Source organism: Microbacterium sp. LMI1-1-1.1, from assembly GCF_040815675.1.
GTDB lineage: Bacteria > Actinomycetota > Actinomycetes > Actinomycetales > Microbacteriaceae > Microbacterium.
In genome coordinates this window covers 718,703-737,759 of the sequence record NZ_JBFPNN010000008.1, presented here as the reverse complement: position 1 = coordinate 737,759, position 19,057 = coordinate 718,703, and the positions used below count along the sequence as shown (strand labels likewise).

Below are 19,057 nucleotides of genomic sequence, written 5' to 3'. Positions count from 1 at the left end.
TCATCTCGGACGACGCCCGGGAGCCGTACCGATGGGAATGAGCAACTGTGCGAACCGGTCCTTGCCGTCCAGCCGCAGCAGCCGGTTGAGGGAGTCATCGGCGAAAGCGGCGAGAGCGTTGACGCTCACCCCGAGAGCCGTGGCGGCGAGGTAGAGGTGCGCGGCGACGATCCCGGCATCCAGCCCCATGTACCGGTATCCGCGGGTGCCGTACTTCCACGCGACGCGAGGAAAGTCTCCGGTCAGGGCGATCACCGCCTGCGCGAACAGGAGGAAGTCCGACTCGATCGCTGCGTCGCGGAGCGGGAGACGGAAGTCGCCGGCCTCCTCGAGCACCAGTTCGTGTCCGACCGGATCGTACGAATACCTTCCCGGTTCGAGGCCCTCGACATTGTTCACGATTACCTGGCAGTCATAGGACTGCAGTCCCCCCGCCGATGCCCCGACGCGCTTGGGGATGTCGCGGCGCTGGTACCCCAGCGTGGAGCCTTTCGTCCCGAGCGACTGACTTAAGATGCCGGCGAGGTGCGACAAGGGCAGAGGGTCGCTGCCGTACATCGGCGTCGACCGGCGTTCGGCGACCAGGTCGGCGAAGGGCTGCAGAATGTCAGGGACCTCTGCGGGCAAACTCACACGTCGGTCGCCGGGCCGACGGACCGCAAGGTCGGGCGCGCGCATGGTGGCGATCCGCGAGACCGGGGGTCCGTCTTTGCTGGCTTCGGCGCGGAGCGACCGGTGGATGAGGTGGGCGACGAAGACGTCGTCATCGCCGACCAACGGAACGCCCTCGCGAACGAGATCGAGAGCAGCTGCCGCCCACGACGGATGACATAGCCCCCCGGCCGCAGCGCGCTCGAAAAGGACAGCGAGCTCGTCGATCAGATCGGACACAGTCGGGTGTCCGGCCGGGGTGGTCGCGTGATCGGGATTCATCCTTCGTCCTCCTCTCGGTCCGCCGTTTCGGCCGCGGCAGGTGCCGTACCGTCGACGGCTGACACGGGTCCGGCCCCCGCGGACACGGCCACGAGGGCAGTCGTGAAGCGCTCGACCCCGTCTTGGTCGAACACCGTGTCGACCTCGACGTCGGCGAACTCCGTCGTAACGACCGCGGCGGCACCCGCGCGAGCGACGGTCTGCATCAGGGCGGTGAGGAGCAGTCCCGACTGTTGGAGGGCCGCGCGGTAGCCGCGCGGGCCCTGCAGAATCTCGATGCGCCAGGGCACCGTCGTCACCGACAGGATTGCCGAAGCTGTCTCGAAAGCCACTCGCTTGTCAGTCGGCACGGCCCGCAAAAGTCGGCGCTGGAGCGCTGCTCCCACAGTGCGCATAAGCACGAGGTGAGACGATGAGGCTGGCAGCAACCACGTCACGCCACGCCAGAGCACGACCACATCGGAGGCGTACAGCAGTCCCGATTCTCCCCCTAGGCGTGCCAGGGCCACCAACGCGGGACCGAGCGGCGGCGGAACGTCTGCAAGCGCGAGCTGCACCCCTGAGGAGTTCCCCTCGACGGTCGAGTAAGTGCGACCGGATGAGAGGAACCATGCACGCAACTGCTGCGCCTCGCTCTCGCTCGGTGCCGAATCGAGATCAGCGAGGCGCCAGCGGGCGTTGGCCTGATACACCTCGGCAATGGAGCCGTCGACGTCGTGCAGACGGTGCTGGTAGAGGTCGCGCGGTGTGGGCGCGAGAAGTTGCAGACCAGGCCCGGAAAGCACCGTCTGCTCGACCCCGTGCTCATAACCGGGTTCGACCGTCTCGAAGACGATGCGGTTCTGCTTCTGAAAGTCGTTGAGAGTGGCCATGCGCTTAGAGGAAGGTGTGTTGGAGCTCGGGCCGAGTCGTGGCGCACGCGGGGCATCGGGGAATGGTGAGGATGCGGTGACTCATGACCTCCATTCGGCTCGTCTCGACGCGCAGGACTCGTTGATCGAGGAAGCCGGTCGACGACGGATCACGCCGCGCGAGAGCCATTCGCGCCCACGCGGCCGCCAGGTCGATGACGGCAGGGTCGCTGCCGGGGCCGGGAACGCCACGGCTCAAGCTGTCTTTGTAGACGAGGTACTCATCGCGAAGATGCCGGGCACCTTCGTCTTGCAGATCGTGACACAGGTAGCAAGCGGTCTCGCCGGGGACTACGAGGGGTCCGATCACGGCTTCCGGACCGTCTGTATGGACGTAGATAGCGGGGATGCCGAATTCCAGCGAGAACGTATTGGCTTCGAGGAACTGCACGGGGTTGAGCACGTCCGAGACAATCGCGAGAACGACGTCCCCGGACTCGACGCCCTCCGAGGCGAACAGCTCGAGCACATCGTCGAGTTGATCGAGTGCGCGCAGATCGAGGCGGGCGTCACGCCGCAAGAGACCAGTCAGAGCATCGGCGAGAAGGCCCTCCCCGTGAAGGGCGACGACCGTTGTGCCGACGGGCTCCGCGCTTCGCGTCAGCACCCCGGCGTCGGCGAGCTGCGCCGCGATCTCCTCGATGTCGGAGCAGGCCGCTCCCCAGCGATCGGCCAATTCGGACGCGGATACGGGATCGGTCGCGGCCTGCACTATTCGAGCGAGCAGGCGGCGACGCGCAGGGTCGCGCACAATTTTCGAGAATGCGGCGCGACTGCCCTCACGGACGAATACCTCGTCATCACCATGCGGAAGCACGTACAGGCCGGTCCTCACGCGATAGGTCGTCGCTTCGGACTCGGCGGGCTCCCGCGGCGGAAGCAAGCCCGGAGTGGTCATAACAGTGATCTCCTCGTCGTCATGGGGTGGGGAGGGAGACAGACGGGTCGGCCTTGAATCTTGGTCGGACCCGCCTGTCGGCTGGTCACCCGAGGCTGAAGTTGATGCTGCAGCAGCACCAGCACCAGCAGCACCAGCCGCCCGGGGCGACTGACGCCTCCTCGGCGAAGAACTTGTCCTCTACCCGATCGAGCACGTTGAGCATCGGGATTTCCTCTCTCTTCCTGCCAGCGGAGCGCGAGCAATTGCTCACGTCAGCAACCAAACACACGTCGAGGGGCCGAACCAGAGTCAGAGGAATGGATGCCAAAGGCGGTCTTCAGTCCGCAGCATGCCGCAGCGGGCCACGACAGCACTGGCACTCCGGGAGGTTCGTTGTGGCAGCTTTCTGCCAAGCCACAAGAAACGGTCGCGACGTGAGATGACCCCACGAACGCGACAGATGGAGGTTCAGCGCCGCATCGCCAACCTCGGTGAGAGCGAAGACTTTGCGAGCCGCGCCTGGACCCCGGTGCTCGTAACGCGCGCAGATCACCAGACCCAGTCGATCGAGACGCCGTAGCATGCGATGCAGGGTTTGAAGGTCAGGCTGAAAGGCGTCACCCGTCATCTCCCGCAAGCTCTGCTGCAACTCGCCGGCCCATTGCGGTTGCATGCGCAGGGCGAGCATCGCGAATACAGCCAAGCTGGCCTTGGCATGAGTCTCAGCCCAGGTCTTGCAGACATAGTCGAGAAGGCGGTGCTCTTCAGAGGTCAGCATCCGCGTACCCACCACGGGCGAGCGAGGCGAAGGCGTGCACGAGCAAGCCGGCGCTCCAGAAGGCGATCATCCAACCCACACCGCCCCCACGGGCGCCCACCCAATCCGTCAGGAATGCGTGCAGCGAGACCGATCCCGCCACGGTGAGGTAGCTGATGACATGGAAGACGAAAAAGGCGAACGGAGCTCGAGTGAGCCAGCGTCGTAGAAGCAGGGCCTCAATGGCGACAGTCGCCGCCGCGAGGCCCAGGACCACCAGAGCTACAGCGTCAATGCCACCGGCACGCGCGGCCAACAAATGAAACCCGCCCATGATCGAGGCGAGAATCACAGAGTAAATCAACAATGCTCGCATCCGTTGCGGTGCCGGTGTCGTCATAGGTCGCTCCCTTGCCGCCCAAAGGGCAGTTCGAATCAGACGGACGACGGCAGTGAAGCAGTTCGGACGCCCCCGCCCAAGCTCGTCGATCAGACTTCACCAACCGGGTGAAGGCCTCACGTCGGCGATCTCGCCTCGCACGAGAGTCGCTATAGCTCTCTCGGTCCGTCACACCACGGGGACGAACCGCACGAGATCCGGCGCGAGACGCAGGACGACCTCCGTGCCGGGGGCGAGGGTCGCGGCCTGCGCGGCCGCGATCTCGGCGGCGCCGGTGTCGGTCAAGGCCCGCACCCCCGTCGGCGTCGGCACCAGGTGGGTCACGGTCGCGCGCCACACGTTGTCGGCCGTGGCGGCGAGCCGGGCACCCGGCAGCGTCAGGCGGACGTCCGCCGCCCGGAACACCGCCGCCAGCGGCACGCCGTCGGTCCGCGCGAGCGCCAGGGAGGCGGCATCCGTCGTCCGCAGTCGCGCCTCGCCGCCGAGCCAGCCTCCGTCCGAGGCGGTCCCGACGAGACGCTCGAGCCCGGCGATGCGGGCGGCGACATCGGTCGCGGGGGCCGCGAGCACCTCGCGCACCGGACCGGACTGCGTCACCCGTCCCTGCTCGATGATCATGAGCCGGTCCGCGAGCGCGGCCGCATCGACCGCGTCGTGCGTGACCGCCACCGTCGTCACCCCGGCGAGCCGTTCGCCGAGCATCGTCCGGATCTCCGAGGCCGTCACCGGGTCGAGGGCGACGAGCGGCTCGTCCAGCAGCACGACCCGCGGCTCGGCGGCGAGCGCGCGGGCGACGGCGACACGCTGCCTCTCGCCCCCGGAGAGCTCCGACGGACGGCGGTCGCCGGCGTCGGGCAGTCCGACGCGGGCCAGCCAGTCGTCCGCGGCGGACCGGGCGAGGGATGCCGCGACCCCCGAGCCCCGCGGACCGAACGCGACGTTCTCCCGCGCCGACAGGTGCGGGAAGAGGCGGGCGTCCTGTCCCAGGAGGACGATGCCCCGCGACATCGGCGGTGTGCGCACCCGCGGTCCCGAGGAGCGGTCGATGACCCTCCCGTCCACGGTGATCTCGCCCTCCTTCAGGCTCAGCAGCCCGGCCAGGACCTCGAGGATCGTCGACTTGCCCGCACCGCTGCGTCCCATCACCGCGAGGGTCTCCCCGGGGGCCACCTCGAACGCGACGTCGACGTCGAAGTCCCGACGACGGACGCGGAGGCGCGCGCGCAGCGCGGCGGCATCCCTCCCGCCCCTGCCCGCGGCGCGCTCCCCGCTCACCGGGCCGCCCCCGGACGCCAGCCGCGGACGAGCAGCAGCACGGCCACGGCGGTCACGAGCAGGAGCAGCGACAGCGCCACCGCGGTGCCCTGCGAGACGCCCGCCCCGTTGAACGCGGTGTAGATGGCGAGGGGCATGGTCTGCGTCACCCCCGGACGGTTGCCGGCGAACAGGGCCGTCGCCCCGAACTCGCCGATCGCCCGCGCGAAGCTCAGCACGATGCCGGCGACGATGCCCGGGGCGGCCAGCGGCAGGGTGATCCGGCGCAGGATCGTCAGGCGGCTCGCCCCGAGGGCCGCGGCCGTGCGCTCGTAGCCGACGCCGGTGCTGCGCAGCGATCCTTCGACGGCGAGCACGAGGAACGGCAGGGCGACGAACACCTGCGCCAGGACGACGGCGGGGGTCGTGAACGGCAGCCCCAGCGCCCCGAACCATCCGGAGCGGCCGAAGAGGTACAGCAGCGCCACCCCGCCCACCATGGGAGGGAGGACGAGCGGCACGGTCACGAGCGCGCGCAGCACCGCCGCGGTCCGGGGCGTGCTGCGCGCGATGACGATCGCCAGCGGCACCCCGACGAGCGCGCAGACGGCGGTGGCGACCGCGCCGGTGCCGAGCGAGAGCGCGAGGGCGGCCCGGGAGGTCTCGGAGGTGACGTCCTGCCACAGCGTGGCCCACTCCACCCGGGCCACGAGAGCGGTCAGCGGGACGAGGAGGAACACGAGCCCGACCGCGGCCGGGACGATGAGCGAGCGCGGGATGTACCCGCCGCGTCCGTCCGTCACGGCGCTCGGAAGCCCGCGGCGGAGAGGATCTCCTGCCCACGGGCCGACAGCACGAAGTCCACGAACGCGGCCGCCGCGTCCGGGTTGCGGGCGTCCGCCAGCGCGGCGATCGGGTACCGGTTGACGACGTCGGCCGCCCCGTCGGGCACGATGGCCTCGACGTCGTCGCGGCCCACCACGTCGGTGGCGTAGACGAGACCGGCATCCGCCTCCCCCGCCGCCACCTTGGTGAGCACCGCCGTCACGTTCTGCTCCGCGCTCGCGGGCGTCACCGCGACCCCGGCGTTCGACAGCAGGGTCGCGGACGCGGCGCCGCAGGGCACCTCCGGCGCGCACAGCACGGTGGTCACGCCGGCCAGGTCGGCGAGGTCGTCGACGGCCCCCGGGTTGCCGGCCGGGACGACGATGACCAGCGTGTTGCCGGCGAACACCTGCGGGTCCGGCGCGCGGTCGGCGACCTTCGCCATGTTCTTCTCGTCGGCGGAGGCGAACACGTCCGCGGGCGCGCCCTCGCCGATCTGCGTGGCCAGGGTGCTGGAGCCGTCGTAGACGGCCGTCACCTGCACGTCGGGGTTGTCCTCTTCGAACGCCGCCGCGATCTCGTCGAAGCTGCGCTGCAGCGAGGCCGCGGCGTAGACCTCGACGGTTCCGGAGACGCCGCTCCCGGCGGACGTGTCCTCCGAGGGAGCGGGGGCGGCGCAGGCCGTGAGGACCGCGGCGGTCACCGCGAGCAGGACGGGCAGACGCAGGGTGTGGCGCACGATGATCCTCTCCCCGGCGCTCCGGAGGACGGGAGGCCGAGGTCTCCAGTATTCCGCATCAGCGGATGCAGGAGCCGCAGATCACCGCTCCCGCGGCTTCTCGATCGTGACGACGGTCGCCTTCATGGATGCCACGGCGAGCGCCCCCGGCTCGAGGGCGAGCTCCTCCGCCGCCTCGGCCGACATCAGCGACACCACCCGGTGGGGCCCGCACTGCAGGTCGACCTGCGCCATGACCCCGTCGACGCGGACCCGTGTGACGATCCCGACGAAGCGGTTGCGGGCACTGGAGGCGACGTCGGTGGGATCGGCGGGCTCGGCGGCGAGGGCCACGGCGCGCTCGGCGAGGGCCGCGCCGGGGATCTCCACGGGCGTGGTCCCCGTCGTCGGGAGCACGCCCTGATCGATCCAGCGGCGCACGGTGTCGTCGCTGACGCCGAGCAGCCGGGCGGCCGCGGCGATGCGGAAGGTGTTCGGCATGCGACGACCGTACCGCCCCGACGTGCGGGGACTGTCTTAGGCTCGACCCATGGATGCCGAGCACGTGACCGGGACCCCGAGACCGGTCCCCGTGACGCTCGGCGCCATCCGCACGACCGGCGCCCCGCAGGAGGGGGGCCTCCTCGACCGTTTCGGCCGCGTGGCGACGGACCTGCGCGTGTCCGTCATCGACAAGTGCAACCTCCGCTGCACGTACTGCATGCCGGCCGACGGGATGCCGTGGCTCCCGCAGTCGCAGCTGATGAGCACCGACGAGATCCGCCGCATCGTCCGCGTCGCGGTGCAGTCCCTCGGCGCCGAGGAGCTGCGCATCACCGGCGGCGAGCCGCTCGTGCGCAAGGACCTCGAGTTCATCATCGCCGGCATCCGCGAGGACAACCCGGACCTGCCCATCTCGATGACGACCAACGCCGTCGGCCTCGACCGTCGCGCCCAGGCGCTCGCCGACGCCGGACTCACGCGCGTGAACGTGTCGCTCGACACCCTGCACCCCGAGACCTTCGCCGAGCTCACCCGCCGCCCGCACCTCGACAAGGTGCTCGCGGGGCTGCAGGCGGCCCGTGCGGCGGGCCTCGGCCCGATCAAGATCAACGCCGTGCTGCTGCGCGGCGTCAACGACACCGAGGTCGTCCCCCTGGTGGACTGGGCGGTGGCGAACGGCTTCGAGATGCGCTTCATCGAGGACATGCCACTGGACGGCGACCGCTCCTGGTCCGCGATGAACGTCATCCCCGCCCGCGACATCCGCGCCGCGATCGAGGAGGCCTTCGTCCTCACGGCCGACCCGCGCGGCCGCGGCGCCGCCCCGGCCGAGCGCTGGGAGGTGCGCCGGCCCGGCGAGACCGACGTTGCCGGCCACGTCGGGATCATCTCCTCGGTCACCGAGCCGTTCTGCGCGGCGTGCACGCGCACCCGCGTGACCGCCGACGGCAAGGTGCGCTCGTGCCTGTTCTCGCACGAGGAGACCGACCTCCTCGCCGCCCTCCGCGACGGGACGACCGACGCGGGCCTCGCGCAGATCTGGCGGGATGCCATGTGGGCCAAGCCCCGCGCCCACGGCTCGGACACCGTGGGTCTGGCGCGGGAGGACTTCGTCCAGCCGGAACGCACCATGAGCGCGATCGGCGGATGAGACCGCTCGTCGAGCCGGTGGCCGCCCTCGCGCCCGAGGAGCTGATCCGCACCGCACGACACGCCGTGCTCGCCGCGATCGGCGAAGAGGGCCAGCGCCGTCTCGCGAACGCCCGGATCGCGGTCGTCGGCGCCGGCGGTCTCGGCTCCCCCGTGCTGCTGGCCCTCGCGGCCGCGGGCGTCGGCGAGCTCGTCGTCATCGACGACGACACCGTCGAGCGCACCAACCTGCAGCGTCAGCTCGCGCACCGCGTCGACGACATCGGGACGCCCAAGACGACGTCCGCCGCCCGCGCCGTCCGCGACCTGTCGCCCCTCACCGTCGTCCACGAACGACAGGTCCGGCTCGTCCCCGGCAACGCCGTCGACCTGCTCGCCGGCGCCCACCTCGTCATCGACGGCAGCGACACCTTCGACACGCGCGAGGCCGTCGCCGCCGCGGCCGAGACCCTCGGCATCCCCCTGGTGTGGGGAGCCGTGCAGGAATGGGCCGCACAGGTGACGGTGTTCTGGTCGCACCCGCCCGAGGGGTACGCGCCCGTCGTGCTGGGCGACCTGTTCCCGCCCGGATCCGCCGGGGAGCCGCCCACGTGCGCCCAGGTCGGCGTGCTCGGCTCGCTGTGCGTGCAGGTGGGCGGGCTCCTCGCCACCGAGGCCGTCAAGCTCGTGACCGGTGCCGGCGACCCGCTGCTCGGCCGCCTCGTCGTGATCGACGCGCTGCGCGCGCGGCAGGACGTGATCCCCCTGACCCCCGGAAGGACCCCGTGATGAGCGACCTCCGCACCGTCGAGGAGCATCGTGCCCGCGTGCTCGCGGCCGTCTCGGCCCTCCCCGTCGAGACCGTCCTGCTCGCGGACGCCGCGGGCCGCACGCTCGCCGAGCCCGTGCATGCCGCGCACGACCTCCCCGGCGTCGACAACTCCTCGATGGACGGGTTCGCGGTGCGCTTCGCCGACGTGGCGGGGGCGGATGCCGACAGCCCTGTCACCCTGCGAGTCGTGGCGGACCTGCCGGCCGGCACCGCCGACGACCCGCCACTCGCGCCCGGGGAGGCGGCGCGCATCATGACGGGAGCCGCCGTCCCGGCGGACGCCGACGCCATCGTGCCCTTCGAGGACACCGCGGGCGGCCTCGCCGACTCGCTCGGGACGGTGACGGTGCTCCGCGCCCCCGCGGCATCCGGTGCCTTCATCCGCCGGCGTGGCGGCGACACGCGCGCCGGGGCGACCGTGCTCTCCCCCGGCGAGCGCCTCGGGCCCTTCGCCCTGGCCGCCGCCGCGGCCGCCGGGGTCGCCGAGGTCGTCGTGCGCCGTCGCCCCCGCGTGGCCGTCGTGTCGACGGGCAGCGAGCTCGTCGCCCCCGGAGAGGTCCCCGGCCGCGGGCAGACGCCGGACTCCAACGCGACGCTCCTCGCCGGGCTCGTCGCCGGGGCCGACGCGGAGGTCGCCCTCGTCGATCGCGTCGGCGACGACCCGGCCGGGATCGACGCGGTCCTCGCGCGCGCGGCGGACCTCGACGTCGTGGTGTTCACCGGAGGGGTGAGCGCCGGAGCCTACGAGCCGGTGCGCCTGGCGCTGTCCGACCGCATCGCGTTCGAGAAGGTCGCGATGCAGCCGGGCAAGCCGCAGGCCTTCGGCGTCCTCGACGACGGGCGGCTCGTGTTCGGCCTCCCCGGCAACCCGGTGAGCGTCGCGGTGTCCTTCGAGGTGTTCGTCCGCCCAGCACTGCTGGCCCTGCAGGGCCGGACGACGATCGACCGGCGGATCGCCCGGCTCACGGCATCCGAGACCTGGACGACCCCGCCCGGCCGCCGGCAGTACCTCCCCGCCGCGATCGACCTCGTCGCGGGCACCGTGCGTCCGGCGACGGCCGGCGGGTCCGGATCGCACCTCGCCGCCTCCCTCGCGCGGGCCGAGGCGTTCGCCGTCGTCCCCGCGGAGGTGTCCGCCGTCGCCGTGGGCGACCCGCTCGATGTCATGCTGATCCCATGACCTTCACCCACCTGGATGCCGCGGGCCACGCCCGCATGGTCGACGTCACCCTCAAGCAGCCCACCGTCCGCACCGCGACCGCCCGCGGTTTCGTGCGGTGCGCGCCCGCGGTGGTCGACGCCCTCCGCGACGGCACCGCCCCGAAGGGGGACGTCCTGGCGGTGGCCCGCATCTCCGGCATCCAGGCCGCCAAGTCCACGCCCGCCCTCCTCCCCCTCGCCCACGTCATCGGCGTGCACCGCGCCTCGGTCGACCTGGCCATCACCGACGAGGGCGTGGAGATCGAGGCCACCGTCGGCACCGCCGACCGCACGGGCGTCGAGATGGAGGCGCTGACGAGCGTGTCCGTCGCCGCGCTCGCGGTCGTCGACATGGTGAAGGGGATGGACAAGGGCACCTCCATCGAGAACGTGCGCATCGTGTCCAAGACCGGCGGCAAGTCCGGCGACTGGCACCGTCCGGGAGAGGGATCGTGAGCGTGCGGGTCCGGTACTTCGCCGCGGCCGCGGACGCCGCGGGCACCGACGCCGAGGAGCGGGGCGAGGCTTCGCTCGCCGGGCTGCGCCGCGCCGTCGTCGCCGACCACCCCGCGCTCGGCGGCATCCTGGACCGGTGCGCCGTGCTCGTCGACGGCACCCGCCGCGACGACGACGCGCCCCTCGACGGCGCGACCCACGTGGACGTGCTGCCGCCGTTCGCCGGCGGCTGAGCCGGCTGCTGCGCCGCTCGCTAGCCGCTCGCTAGCCGCCGAGGCCCTTCCAGGCGGTCGTGCCGTCGGCCTCGACCTGGCGCTTCCACACGGGCAGGTCGGTCTTGATCGTCTCGATCACGGTGCGGCAGACCTCGAACGCGGCGGCGCGATGACCGGATGCCACGGCGATGACGACCGCGGCCTCCCCCACGCCCAGCCGGCCGATGCGATGGCTGACCGCGACGATCGCGTCGGTGCCGGCGGCGGCGTCCTCCGCGATGCGGTGCAGCGCCTGCTCGGCATCCGGGTGGGCGCTGTACTCGAGGGCCACGACCGCGTCGGAGGCGTCCGGATCGGTGTCGCGCACGCGCCCGACGAACGTGGTCACGGCGCCCGACGAGGACTCCTCGACGGCATCGAGGTGCGCGTCCAGATCGAGCGGGGTCTCCGAGAGGCGGGCGATCCGCACCGCGGATGCAGGGGTGGCGCTCATGAGTGGTCTCCTCCGGCGAGCTGGTCGACGATGTGCGGGGCGAGCTCGGCCACGACCGCGATCCCCGAGGCGACCGCCCGCGTGGACCCCGGCAGGTTCACCACGAGCGTGCCCGGGTCGACGATGCCGGCGAGCCCCCGCGAGATGACCGCCATCGGGGTGTCGGCCAGGCCGCGCCGGCGGAGCTCCTCGGCGATGCCCGGCAGCTCCCGGTCCAGGACGCGGGCCGTCCCCTCCGGCGTGCGGTCGGTCGGGGCGATGCCGGTGCCGCCGGTCGTCACGACGAGGGATGCGCCGGGGACGACCCGTCGGAGGGCGCCCTCGACGCTGTCCGCGCCGTCGGGCACGACGATCGGGTCGTCGCACGAGAAGCCGGCCTCGCGCAGCAGCGCGACGGCCAGCGGCCCCCCGCGGTCCTCGCGGAGCCCCGCGGCGGAGCGGTCCGAGACGGTGATGACCCGAGCGATGTGCGGCACCGCTCCAGCCTAGGCCGACGCGGTGGTCTCGACCTCGGGCACCGCCGGGGCGATGCGCCCGGCCTCGGCCTTCGGCTCCGGGTTCTCGCGCTGCACGTGCTCGGCGGCGGCGGTGATGCGCCGGGCCATGCCGCTGAAGATGAGACCGTGGAACGGCAGGACGGCGATCCAGTACAGCCGGCCCGCCAGACCCGTCGGGAAGAACAGCGCGCGCTGGTCGAAGCGCGCGCCCTCGCCCTCGGCGGACGCGCGCAGCTCGAGCCACGCCCCGCCCGGCACCTTCATCTCCGCGCGCAGCCGCAGCAGGTGTCCCGGCTCGATGGCCTCGACCCGCCAGAAGTCCAGGGCGTCGCCCACCGTCACGACGGAGCGGCTGCGGCGCCCGCGGGCGAGCCCGACGCCGCCCACGAGCCGGTCCATCCACCCGCGGATGGCCCACAGCAGCGGCGACGAGTACCACCCGTTCTCGCCGCCGATGCCCTCGATGACCGACCACAGCTGCGCCGCGTTCGCGGTCGTCCGCATGGTGCGCTCGTCGGTGTAGACGAGCCGCCCGGCCCAGTCGGGGTCGCTCGGCAACGGGTCGCTGGGAACGCCCGAGACCTCGGCGTCGAGCCAGCTCGTCTCGATGTCGTCGTCGTTCACGCGGCGCAGGGCCAGACGGACGGCGTCCCGATAGGGCATGAGCCCCTCGGCGGGGCGCGGGATGAGGTCGTCCACCGCGCGGTCCTTGACGACGCAGTCGTTCTGCAGCGACTCCACGAGCGGACGCGCGATGGCCTTCGGGATGGGAGTGACGAGGTTGACCCAGTGCGAGGCCAGGCGCGGCGTCAGCACCGGGAGCGATGCGATCGGCCGCTGGTGCAGCCCTGCCTCGAGCGCATAGCCGTTCATCATCTGGCCGTACCGCAGGACGTCCGGTCCGCCGATGTCGACGGCGCGGTTGACGTTCGGCGCGACGCGGGCCGCCCCCAGCAGGTAGTGCAGCACGTCGCGGACCGCGATCGGCTGGATGTGGTTGCGCACCCACTTCGGCGCGGGCATGTAGGGCAGCACGTCGGTCAGGTGACGCACCATCTCGAACGAGGCCGAGCCCGAGCCGATCACCACGCCCGCCTGCAGCACGAGCGTCGGCACCCCGCTGCCGAGGAGGATCTCCCCCACCTCGACGCGGGAGCGCAGGTGGGCGGACAGCTCGGTGTCGGTCGGGTGCAGACCGCCGAGATAGACGATGCGGGACACGGATGCCGCGGCCGCCGCGTCCGCGACCGTCCGGGCCGCCCGCCGGTCGGTGCTCTCGAAGTCGCGCCCGCCGCCCATCGAGTGGATCAGGTAGTAGAGCACGTCCACGCCCTCGACGGCCTCACCCACTGCCACCGGGTCGGTGGCGTCGCCCTGGACCGACTCGACGTCGCCGCCCCACGGGAAGGCCTGGATGCGACGGACGTCGCGCGCGAGGACGCGCACCCGGTAGCCGGCGGAGAGGAGACGCGGGACGAGCCGGCCGCCGAGGTAGCCGGTCGCGCCGAGGACGAGGGCGAGCGGCGCGGAGCCGTCGGGACGGGGCTGGGCGACCAGGGCCGGTTCGCGGCCGGTCGGGGTGGTCAACGCGCTCATGGCCGTCAAGCTACGCCCGGCCACGGTCTCAGATGGCGGGCTTGACGTCCGCCCGGTCACGCTGACCCCCTGGTGTTCACCCCCGAGCTGCCCGACCCGTGGGGCCTGCTCGTGACGCTGCTCGGCTTCGCGATCTCGTTCCTCGTGCGCCCCTTCGGCGGTTTCGTGCTCGGCCCCCTCGGCGACCGCATCGGGCGCCAGAAGGTGCTCTTCCTCACGATGGCGATGATGGCGGCGGCCACCGCGCTCATCGGCGTCCTGCCCACCTCCGCCGCGATCGGCCTGTGGGCCATCGTCCCGCTCTACCTGCTCAAGATGGTGCAGGGCTTCTCCACCGGCGGCGAGTACGCCGGTGCGACGACGTACGTGTCGGAATTCTCCCCCGACCGCAGTCGCGGCTTCTGGTCGTCCTGGCTCGACGTCGGGTCGTACGTCGGCTTCGCCGCCGGCGCCTCGGCGGTCGCCGTCACCACCGCGATCACGACCGCGATCTCCGGCGACGACGCGATGGTCGAGTACGGCTGGCGCATCCCGTTCCTCCTCGCGATCCCCCTGGGCATCGTCGCGATCTACTTCCGGCTGCGCATCCCGGAGACGCCGTCCTTCGAGCAGACGCACGCGGCGGAGTCCGACCGGGTGCCGGACGCCGACGACCCGATGGCACGGCAGGGTCTCCGCGGCATCCTTCGCCATCACTGGCGGGCGCTGCTCATCGGGATCGCGCTGGTCGCGGCGACCAACACGGCCGGATACGCGCTCACCAGCTACATGCCGACCTACCTCGAACGCGAGGTCGGCGTGTCGAACCTCTTCGCCGCCGTCGCCACCGTCCCCGTGCTGCTCGTGATGTCGGCGACACTCCCGCTCATCGGCCGGCTGAGCGATCGCATCGGCCGCCGACCGGTCTACGCCATCGCGGCGGGTTCCGCGCTCGTCCTGCTGGTGCCGGCGTTCCTCATCATGCAGATCGGCGAGCTGTGGGCCGTCATGATCGCGCTCGTGATGGCCGCCGTGCCCGTGGCGTTCTACGTCGCGATCTCGGCGTCGGCGCTCCCCGCCCTCTTCCCCACGGCATCCCGGTTCGGTGCGATGGCGGTCGCCTACAACGTCGCGGTGTCGCTGTTCGGGGGCACGACCCCGCTGTTCAGCCAGGCCCTGATCGCCTGGACCGGCAACACGCTCATGCCGGCCTTCTACATCATGTTCTTCGCCGCGCTGGGGCTGGTCGCCCTGCTCGCGATGCGCGAGACGGCGAAGCGCCCCCTGCTCGGCTCGGTCCCCGCCGTGGAGACGGCCGAGGAGGCGCGCGCGGTCGTCGACCGGCAGGACCGCGACCCCCTCATCGACACGTCGACCATGCCGCTCCCGGTCCGTCGCCCCTGACGGGAGCGCGGGTCAGCGTCGGCGGCCCGTGCCGAACAGGCCCCGGATGACGCCGGAGAGGATGCTCTTCGTCGCCCCGCGGCCGAGCAGGTCGTCCAGCGGCGCGGTCGGGGCGGACGAGCGTCGCGAGGGGGCGGCGGTGCTGCGCAGGATCCGGTCGTACTCCCGCTGCGCCTTCTTCTGCGCCGCGGCGTGCGCCTTGTCGATCGCCGCCTTCTGCTTCTCGTACTCGGCCTGGTCCGCGGCGTCCTTCTCGGCCCGCTCCTCCGCCTCCCGGGCGACGGTGGCCGCCTCCAGCCGCGCGCCGAGGATCTCCCGCGCCGACTCGCGATCGATGGGGGTCCCGTACCGGGCGAGGAGAGGGGATGCCGCCACGGCCGACGACAGCTCGTCGGCGGGGATCGGCGACATCGACGCCTCCGGGGCGAACATCCGCGTCCACGCCACGGGCGTGGGCCGGCCGCGCTCGTCCATCACCGTGACGATCGCCTCGCCGGTGCCGAGCTCCTGCAGCACCCGCTCGAGGTCGTAGCCCGACTCCGGATAGGTGCGGACCGAGGCCCGCAGCGCCTTCGCGTCGTCGGGCGTGAAGGCGCGCAGCGCGTGCTGCACGCGCGAGCCCAGCTGCGCGAGGACGTCGGCGGGGACGTCCTTCGGGGTCTGCGTCACGAGGAACACCCCGACGCCCTTGGACCGGATGAGCCGGACCGTTTGCGTGATCGCGGCCAGGAAGTCCTTCGACGCATCGCGGAACAGCAGGTGCGCCTCGTCGAAGAAGAACACGAGCTTCGGCTTGTCGACGTCGCCGACCTCGGGCAGCATCTCGAAGAGCTCCGCGAGCAGGTACATGAGGAACGTGGAGTACAGCGCGGGGCGCGACGCGACATTCGGCACCTCGAGCAGACTGACGATCCCCTCGCCCGACGCGGCCGTCCGCAGGAACACCGCGACGTCGAGCTCCGGCTCGCCGAAGAAGCCCTCCGCTCCGTCCGCGGCGAACGCGACGAGCTCCCGCAGGATGACGCCGGCGGTGGCGGACGACACCCCGCCGATCCCCTTCAGCTCGGCCTTCCCCTCGTCGCTGACGAGATGGGTGAGCACCGCCCGCAGGTCCGCCAGGTCGACGAGCGCGAGCCCCTTCTGGTCGGCGTAGTGGAACACCAGCGCGAGGCTCGACTCCTGCGTCGCGTTCAGGCCCAGGACGCGGCTCAGCAGCAGCGGACCGAACCCCGACACGGTGGCGCGCACCGGGATGCCCGCACCCGCGTCGTCGCCGAGCACGAAGAACTCCGTCGGCCGCGCGCGCGGCGTCCACTGCTGGCCCAGCGCGGCGGTGCGGGCGGACAGCTTCTCGCTCGCGACACCGGGCGCCGCCACGCCGGACAGGTCGCCCTTGATGTCGGCCGCGAAGACCGGGACGCCGTTGGCCGACAGCTGCTCCGCGAGCAGCTGCAGGGTCCGGGTCTTCCCCGTTCCCGTGGCTCCCGCGACGAGACCGTGACGGGCGACCATCGACAGCGGGATCCGCACCGGCACCGCGGGCACCGGTCCGCCGTTGACGAGCACGCCGAGGTCGAGCGCCGGCCCCTCCGCCGCGTAGCCCCGGGCGATCTCCTCGACCTGCGCGGGATCGAGCGGGACGGATGCCACCGGTGCCGGGCCCGCGTCCGGGGTGGCGGGCGCGGCCGGCGCGGCCTCCCCGGCGGCGGCCATGCGGGCGCGCGCGGCGGCGGCCTCCGCCTCGGCGAGGTCGGCGCGGGCGCGGGCCAGCCGCAGCTCCGCCTCGGCCGCCTCCGCCTCGGCGCGCAGCCGCGCCACCGCGGGATCGATCTCGGACCGGCCGGGCTCGCTCATGCGCGTCAGCCTACGACGGCTGCGAGATCGAGGCATCCCGCCGTCGTCGTCGCAGCGTTCGCCGGTCGTCGTCTCGGGATCGCAGGTGGGAGAAGAGGGCGGCGAGCAGGAGGGCGGCGCCCGCGCCCGCCATCGTGCCGCCGATGGTGTCGGACAGCCAGTGGGCGTGCAGGTAGGTGCGGCTGAACGCCATCAGCACCACCCACGCCACCCCGACGATGCGCACCCACAGGTGCGGGAACACCACCGCGGCCACGACCGCGACCGTGGCGGCGTTGGCCGTATGCCCCGACGGGAATGAGCCGTAGTCGCTGAGGACCAGGATGTCCTCCGGGCGGGCACGGCCGAAGGTCTGCTTGAGCACCTGCACGAGACCGGCGCTGGCCGCCGAGGCGACGAGGAAGTACAGCGCCGACCACCGGCGACCGACGAGGAAAAGGACGAGCGCCCCGCCGAGCGGGACGATGTAGATCGCCGTGTAGTAGCCGCCCAGCTGGTTCATGACGTAGGCGAAGTCCAGCAGCGGCCGCGAGGCCGCCCCGGCGAACAACCCGTTCCACCACACGTCGACGGCGAAGGGGCTCGGACCGCGGAAGAACACCCACGCGCCGAGGCCGCAGGTCAGGGCGATGAGGACGAGTCCGGCGATGGCCCGCGCACGCTGCGGGCGGGTGTCGAGGACCGGATCGTCGGCGACGGTGGCATCCATCGACCCATCCTGGCGGGCGGAAGACGTCAGCGAAACACCGACGGCCGGTCTGCTACTGTTCGCGGCCGTCGGTCTGCGCCCGCAGGTCAGGGGGCGAGGCGCTCGACGGTGCGCGGACGGACGAGCGTCCAGAGCGAGACGACGCCGATCGCGGCGCAGCCGACCATGACGGAGGCCATCGTCGTGGCCGTGATCCCGGACCCGCCCGAGAGCAGGCCGACGACGGGCGAGATGATGCCCGCGACGCCGAAGTTGGCCGCGCCGATGATCGACTGCGCGGTGCCGGCGGCCTTGCCGTGCCGGTCGAGGGCCAGCACCTGGGCGCAGGGGAAGGTGAAGCCGCAGGCCGTCATGAAGACGAACAGCGGGACGATCGTCCCCCACAGCCCGAGGCCGAGCTGGTCGGTGAGCACGATCGCGCCGCCCGCCAGCACGAGCACCGAGGTGGACACCGCCAGCACCCACTGGGGGCCGAAGCGCGCCGCGAGACGCGCGGCCACCTGCACGCCGACGACGACGCCGACCGAGTTGGCGGCGAAGAGGATGCCGTACTGCTGGGCGTCGAAGCCGTAGCTGACCTGGAAGAGGAACGAGGATGCCGACAGGTACGAGAACAGCCCGCTGAAGGTCATGCCGCCGATGATGAGCACGCCGATGAAGACGCGGTCGCGGAACACACTGGCGTAGCGCTGCCAGATGGTCGTGGACCCGTGCGCCTGCCGGCGGGCCGGCGGCAGCGTCTCGGGCACGAAGAGGATCGCCGAGACGAGCATGATCACGCCGTACGCGGCGAGCACCCAGAAGATGCCCCGCCACGGCATGATCAGCAGCAGGCCTGAGCCGGCGAGCGGCGCGAGGACCGGCGCCACGCCTGAGACGAGGGCCAGGCGCGACAGCATCACGACGAGCCGGCGTCCGCCGAACAGGTCGCGGACGATCGCCGCGGCGACGACACCGCCGGCCGCGGCGCCGGCGCCCATGAGCACGCGGGCGATCGACAGCGTCTCGAGCGTGGGGGCCAGGGCGGCGAAGGCGCTGGCGAAGACGTGCAGCGCCGTCACGGACAGCAGCGGGATGCGACGCCCCACCTTGTCGCTGAGCGGTCCGACGATGAGCTGGCCGAGCGCGAAGCCGATCATGGTGCCGGTCAGCGTGAGCTGGATCGCGGCCGCGGAGGTCTGGAAGTCGGCCTCGAGCACCGGGAACGCCGGCAGGTAGAGGTCGATCGTGAACGGGCCCAGCGCCGTGAGCGCGCCCAACAGCACGATGTAGAGGATGCGGCGGCGGTTCGGGATGGCATCCCCGGGGTGGAGGACGACGGGCGCCGTCGCGGGGTTCGCGCCGAGGGTCCGGATGGCGTCCGTGGCGGGGCGACGGTCGGCCCCGCGGGCGGCGGAGGAGGGGATCACGGGAGTGGAGGCAGTATCGAGCACGCGCGTCAATTCGTTTCGCAACACGGACAGCCCGGAGGACCGGGCTGGAGATTCGGGGGGAGCATCGAACCTCGAATCG

Annotated in this window: 21 protein-coding genes; 6 read left to right on the top strand and 15 right to left on the bottom strand. The window is 72.2% G+C overall.

What is annotated here, in order from left to right; genetic code table 11:
- The 9 genes from MRBLMI1_RS13045 to MRBLMI1_RS13005 all read right to left on the bottom strand — a co-directional run bounded on the left by MRBLMI1_RS13045 (position 1) and on the right by MRBLMI1_RS13005 (position 7,179).
- Positions 1-933 (bottom strand): SagB/ThcOx family dehydrogenase, encoded by a 933-nt coding sequence (locus MRBLMI1_RS13045; protein WP_367733592.1) that lies wholly within the window; start codon positions 931-933, stop codon positions 1-3.
- A complete protein-coding gene (locus MRBLMI1_RS13040) occupies positions 930-1,805 on the bottom strand; it encodes a hypothetical protein (RefSeq protein ID WP_367733591.1) in 876 nt (291 codons plus the stop codon). The genes MRBLMI1_RS13045 and MRBLMI1_RS13040 overlap by 4 nt, the downstream gene beginning before the upstream one ends.
- A gap of 4 nt (positions 1,806-1,809) precedes the next feature.
- Positions 1,810-2,742, bottom strand: a complete 933-nt coding sequence (locus MRBLMI1_RS13035; protein WP_367733590.1) for a TOMM precursor leader peptide-binding protein — start codon at positions 2,740-2,742, stop codon at positions 1,810-1,812.
- A 319-nt stretch (positions 2,743-3,061) separates the two neighbouring features.
- Positions 3,062-3,502: a PadR family transcriptional regulator gene (locus MRBLMI1_RS13030; protein ID WP_367733588.1), complete on the bottom strand. Its 441-nt coding sequence runs from the start codon at positions 3,500-3,502 to the stop codon at positions 3,062-3,064.
- A complete protein-coding gene (locus tag MRBLMI1_RS13025) occupies positions 3,489-3,881 on the bottom strand; it encodes a hypothetical protein (RefSeq protein ID WP_367733587.1) in 393 nt (130 codons plus the stop codon). Before MRBLMI1_RS13025 ends, MRBLMI1_RS13030 begins: the two co-directional genes overlap by 14 nt.
- Positions 3,882-4,049: 168 nt before the next feature.
- Positions 4,050-5,156 (bottom strand): ATP-binding cassette domain-containing protein, encoded by a 1,107-nt coding sequence (locus MRBLMI1_RS13020; protein ID WP_367733586.1) that lies wholly within the window; start codon positions 5,154-5,156, stop codon positions 4,050-4,052.
- Positions 5,153-5,938, bottom strand: a complete 786-nt coding sequence (gene modB, locus MRBLMI1_RS13015) for a molybdate ABC transporter permease subunit (protein WP_367733585.1) — start codon at positions 5,936-5,938, stop codon at positions 5,153-5,155. Before modB ends, MRBLMI1_RS13020 begins: the two co-directional genes overlap by 4 nt.
- Positions 5,935-6,699 (bottom strand): molybdate ABC transporter substrate-binding protein, encoded by a 765-nt coding sequence (gene modA, locus MRBLMI1_RS13010; protein WP_367733584.1) that lies wholly within the window; start codon positions 6,697-6,699, stop codon positions 5,935-5,937. The genes modB and modA overlap by 4 nt, the downstream gene beginning before the upstream one ends.
- 81 nt (positions 6,700-6,780) lie before the next feature.
- Positions 6,781-7,179 (bottom strand): TOBE domain-containing protein, encoded by a 399-nt coding sequence (locus tag MRBLMI1_RS13005; protein ID WP_367733583.1) that lies wholly within the window; start codon positions 7,177-7,179, stop codon positions 6,781-6,783.
- Positions 7,180-7,228: 49 nt separating this feature from the next.
- Between MRBLMI1_RS13005 and moaA the strand changes: the two genes are divergently transcribed.
- The 5 genes from moaA to MRBLMI1_RS12980 are packed head-to-tail and all read left to right on the top strand — an operon-like array spanning position 7,229 to position 11,031.
- Positions 7,229-8,332, top strand: coding sequence for a GTP 3',8-cyclase MoaA (moaA, locus tag MRBLMI1_RS13000; RefSeq protein WP_367733581.1), 1,104 nt, complete (start codon positions 7,229-7,231; stop codon positions 8,330-8,332).
- Positions 8,329-9,099 (top strand): HesA/MoeB/ThiF family protein, encoded by a 771-nt coding sequence (locus MRBLMI1_RS12995; RefSeq protein ID WP_367733580.1) that lies wholly within the window; start codon positions 8,329-8,331, stop codon positions 9,097-9,099. Before moaA ends, MRBLMI1_RS12995 begins: the two co-directional genes overlap by 4 nt.
- Positions 9,099-10,322, top strand: a complete 1,224-nt coding sequence (glp, locus tag MRBLMI1_RS12990; protein WP_367733579.1) for a gephyrin-like molybdotransferase Glp — start codon at positions 9,099-9,101, stop codon at positions 10,320-10,322. The genes MRBLMI1_RS12995 and glp overlap by 1 nt, the downstream gene beginning before the upstream one ends.
- Positions 10,319-10,798 carry a cyclic pyranopterin monophosphate synthase MoaC gene (gene moaC, locus MRBLMI1_RS12985; RefSeq protein ID WP_367733577.1) on the top strand — a complete coding sequence of 160 codons (480 nt, stop codon included), beginning with the start codon at positions 10,319-10,321 and terminating at the stop codon, positions 10,796-10,798. The genes glp and moaC overlap by 4 nt, the downstream gene beginning before the upstream one ends.
- On the top strand, positions 10,795-11,031 hold the full coding sequence (locus MRBLMI1_RS12980) for a MoaD/ThiS family protein (protein WP_367733576.1): 237 nt from the start codon (positions 10,795-10,797) through the stop codon (positions 11,029-11,031). Before moaC ends, MRBLMI1_RS12980 begins: the two co-directional genes overlap by 4 nt.
- Positions 11,032-11,062: 31 nt before the next feature.
- On the opposite strand, the gene MRBLMI1_RS12975 is transcribed toward MRBLMI1_RS12980, so the two are convergent.
- From MRBLMI1_RS12975 to MRBLMI1_RS12965, 3 genes are read right to left on the bottom strand one after another with little or no spacing between them, the layout of a single operon-like run.
- Entirely contained in the window at positions 11,063-11,506 is a 444-nt protein-coding gene (locus MRBLMI1_RS12975; RefSeq protein ID WP_367733575.1) for a molybdenum cofactor biosynthesis protein MoaE, read from the bottom strand.
- Complete coding sequence (locus MRBLMI1_RS12970; RefSeq protein ID WP_367733574.1) at positions 11,503-11,982, bottom strand: MogA/MoaB family molybdenum cofactor biosynthesis protein; 480 nt, start codon at positions 11,980-11,982, stop codon at positions 11,503-11,505. Before MRBLMI1_RS12970 ends, MRBLMI1_RS12975 begins: the two co-directional genes overlap by 4 nt.
- 9 nt (positions 11,983-11,991) lie before the next feature.
- Positions 11,992-13,599: an SDR family oxidoreductase gene (locus tag MRBLMI1_RS12965; RefSeq protein ID WP_367733573.1), complete on the bottom strand. Its 1,608-nt coding sequence runs from the start codon at positions 13,597-13,599 to the stop codon at positions 11,992-11,994.
- A 72-nt stretch (positions 13,600-13,671) separates the two neighbouring features.
- On the opposite strand from MRBLMI1_RS12965, the gene MRBLMI1_RS12960 reads away from it, so the two are divergent.
- Positions 13,672-14,982: an MFS transporter gene (locus tag MRBLMI1_RS12960; RefSeq protein ID WP_367733572.1), complete on the top strand. Its 1,311-nt coding sequence runs from the start codon at positions 13,672-13,674 to the stop codon at positions 14,980-14,982.
- A gap of 12 nt (positions 14,983-14,994) precedes the next feature.
- On the opposite strand, the gene MRBLMI1_RS12955 is transcribed toward MRBLMI1_RS12960, so the two are convergent.
- The 3 genes from MRBLMI1_RS12955 to MRBLMI1_RS12945 form a co-directional block, all read right to left on the bottom strand.
- Positions 14,995-16,836 carry a helicase HerA-like domain-containing protein gene (locus MRBLMI1_RS12955; protein WP_367733571.1) on the bottom strand — a complete coding sequence of 614 codons (1,842 nt, stop codon included), beginning with the start codon at positions 16,834-16,836 and terminating at the stop codon, positions 14,995-14,997.
- A gap of 10 nt (positions 16,837-16,846) precedes the next feature.
- Positions 16,847-17,545: a phosphatase PAP2 family protein gene (locus MRBLMI1_RS12950; protein WP_367733570.1), complete on the bottom strand. Its 699-nt coding sequence runs from the start codon at positions 17,543-17,545 to the stop codon at positions 16,847-16,849.
- Positions 17,546-17,631: 86 nt separating this feature from the next.
- Positions 17,632-18,978 carry a multidrug effflux MFS transporter gene (locus tag MRBLMI1_RS12945; RefSeq protein ID WP_367733569.1) on the bottom strand — a complete coding sequence of 449 codons (1,347 nt, stop codon included), beginning with the start codon at positions 18,976-18,978 and terminating at the stop codon, positions 17,632-17,634.
- Positions 18,979-19,057 lie beyond the last annotated feature (79 nt).

What these genes read in the sequence shown, in the direction of transcription:
- MRBLMI1_RS12955 (WP_367733571.1), bottom strand. Translation starts at nt 16,836, where the DNA reads ATGAGCGAGCCCGGCCGGTCCGAGATCGATCCCGCGGTGGCGCGGCTG.
- moaC (WP_367733577.1), top strand. Translation starts at nt 10,319, where the DNA reads ATGACCTTCACCCACCTGGATGCCGCGGGCCACGCCCGCATGGTCGAC.
- MRBLMI1_RS12995 (WP_367733580.1), top strand. Translation starts at nt 8,329, where the DNA reads ATGAGACCGCTCGTCGAGCCGGTGGCCGCCCTCGCGCCCGAGGAGCTG.
- MRBLMI1_RS13035 (WP_367733590.1), bottom strand. Translation starts at nt 2,742, where the DNA reads ATGACCACTCCGGGCTTGCTTCCGCCGCGGGAGCCCGCCGAGTCCGAA.
- MRBLMI1_RS13040 (WP_367733591.1), bottom strand. Translation starts at nt 1,805, where the DNA reads ATGGCCACTCTCAACGACTTTCAGAAGCAGAACCGCATCGTCTTCGAG.
- MRBLMI1_RS13030 (WP_367733588.1), bottom strand. Translation starts at nt 3,502, where the DNA reads ATGCTGACCTCTGAAGAGCACCGCCTTCTCGACTATGTCTGCAAGACC.
- moaA (WP_367733581.1), top strand. Translation starts at nt 7,229, where the DNA reads ATGGATGCCGAGCACGTGACCGGGACCCCGAGACCGGTCCCCGTGACG.
- MRBLMI1_RS12975 (WP_367733575.1), bottom strand. Translation starts at nt 11,506, where the DNA reads ATGAGCGCCACCCCTGCATCCGCGGTGCGGATCGCCCGCCTCTCGGAG.
- MRBLMI1_RS12950 (WP_367733570.1), bottom strand. Translation starts at nt 17,545, where the DNA reads ATGGATGCCACCGTCGCCGACGATCCGGTCCTCGACACCCGCCCGCAG.
- MRBLMI1_RS13045 (WP_367733592.1), bottom strand. Translation starts at nt 933, where the DNA reads ATGAATCCCGATCACGCGACCACCCCGGCCGGACACCCGACTGTGTCC.
- MRBLMI1_RS13005 (WP_367733583.1), bottom strand. Translation starts at nt 7,179, where the DNA reads ATGCCGAACACCTTCCGCATCGCCGCGGCCGCCCGGCTGCTCGGCGTC.
- MRBLMI1_RS13025 (WP_367733587.1), bottom strand. Translation starts at nt 3,881, where the DNA reads ATGACGACACCGGCACCGCAACGGATGCGAGCATTGTTGATTTACTCT.
- MRBLMI1_RS12965 (WP_367733573.1), bottom strand. Translation starts at nt 13,599, where the DNA reads ATGAGCGCGTTGACCACCCCGACCGGCCGCGAACCGGCCCTGGTCGCC.
- glp (WP_367733579.1), top strand. Translation starts at nt 9,099, where the DNA reads ATGAGCGACCTCCGCACCGTCGAGGAGCATCGTGCCCGCGTGCTCGCG.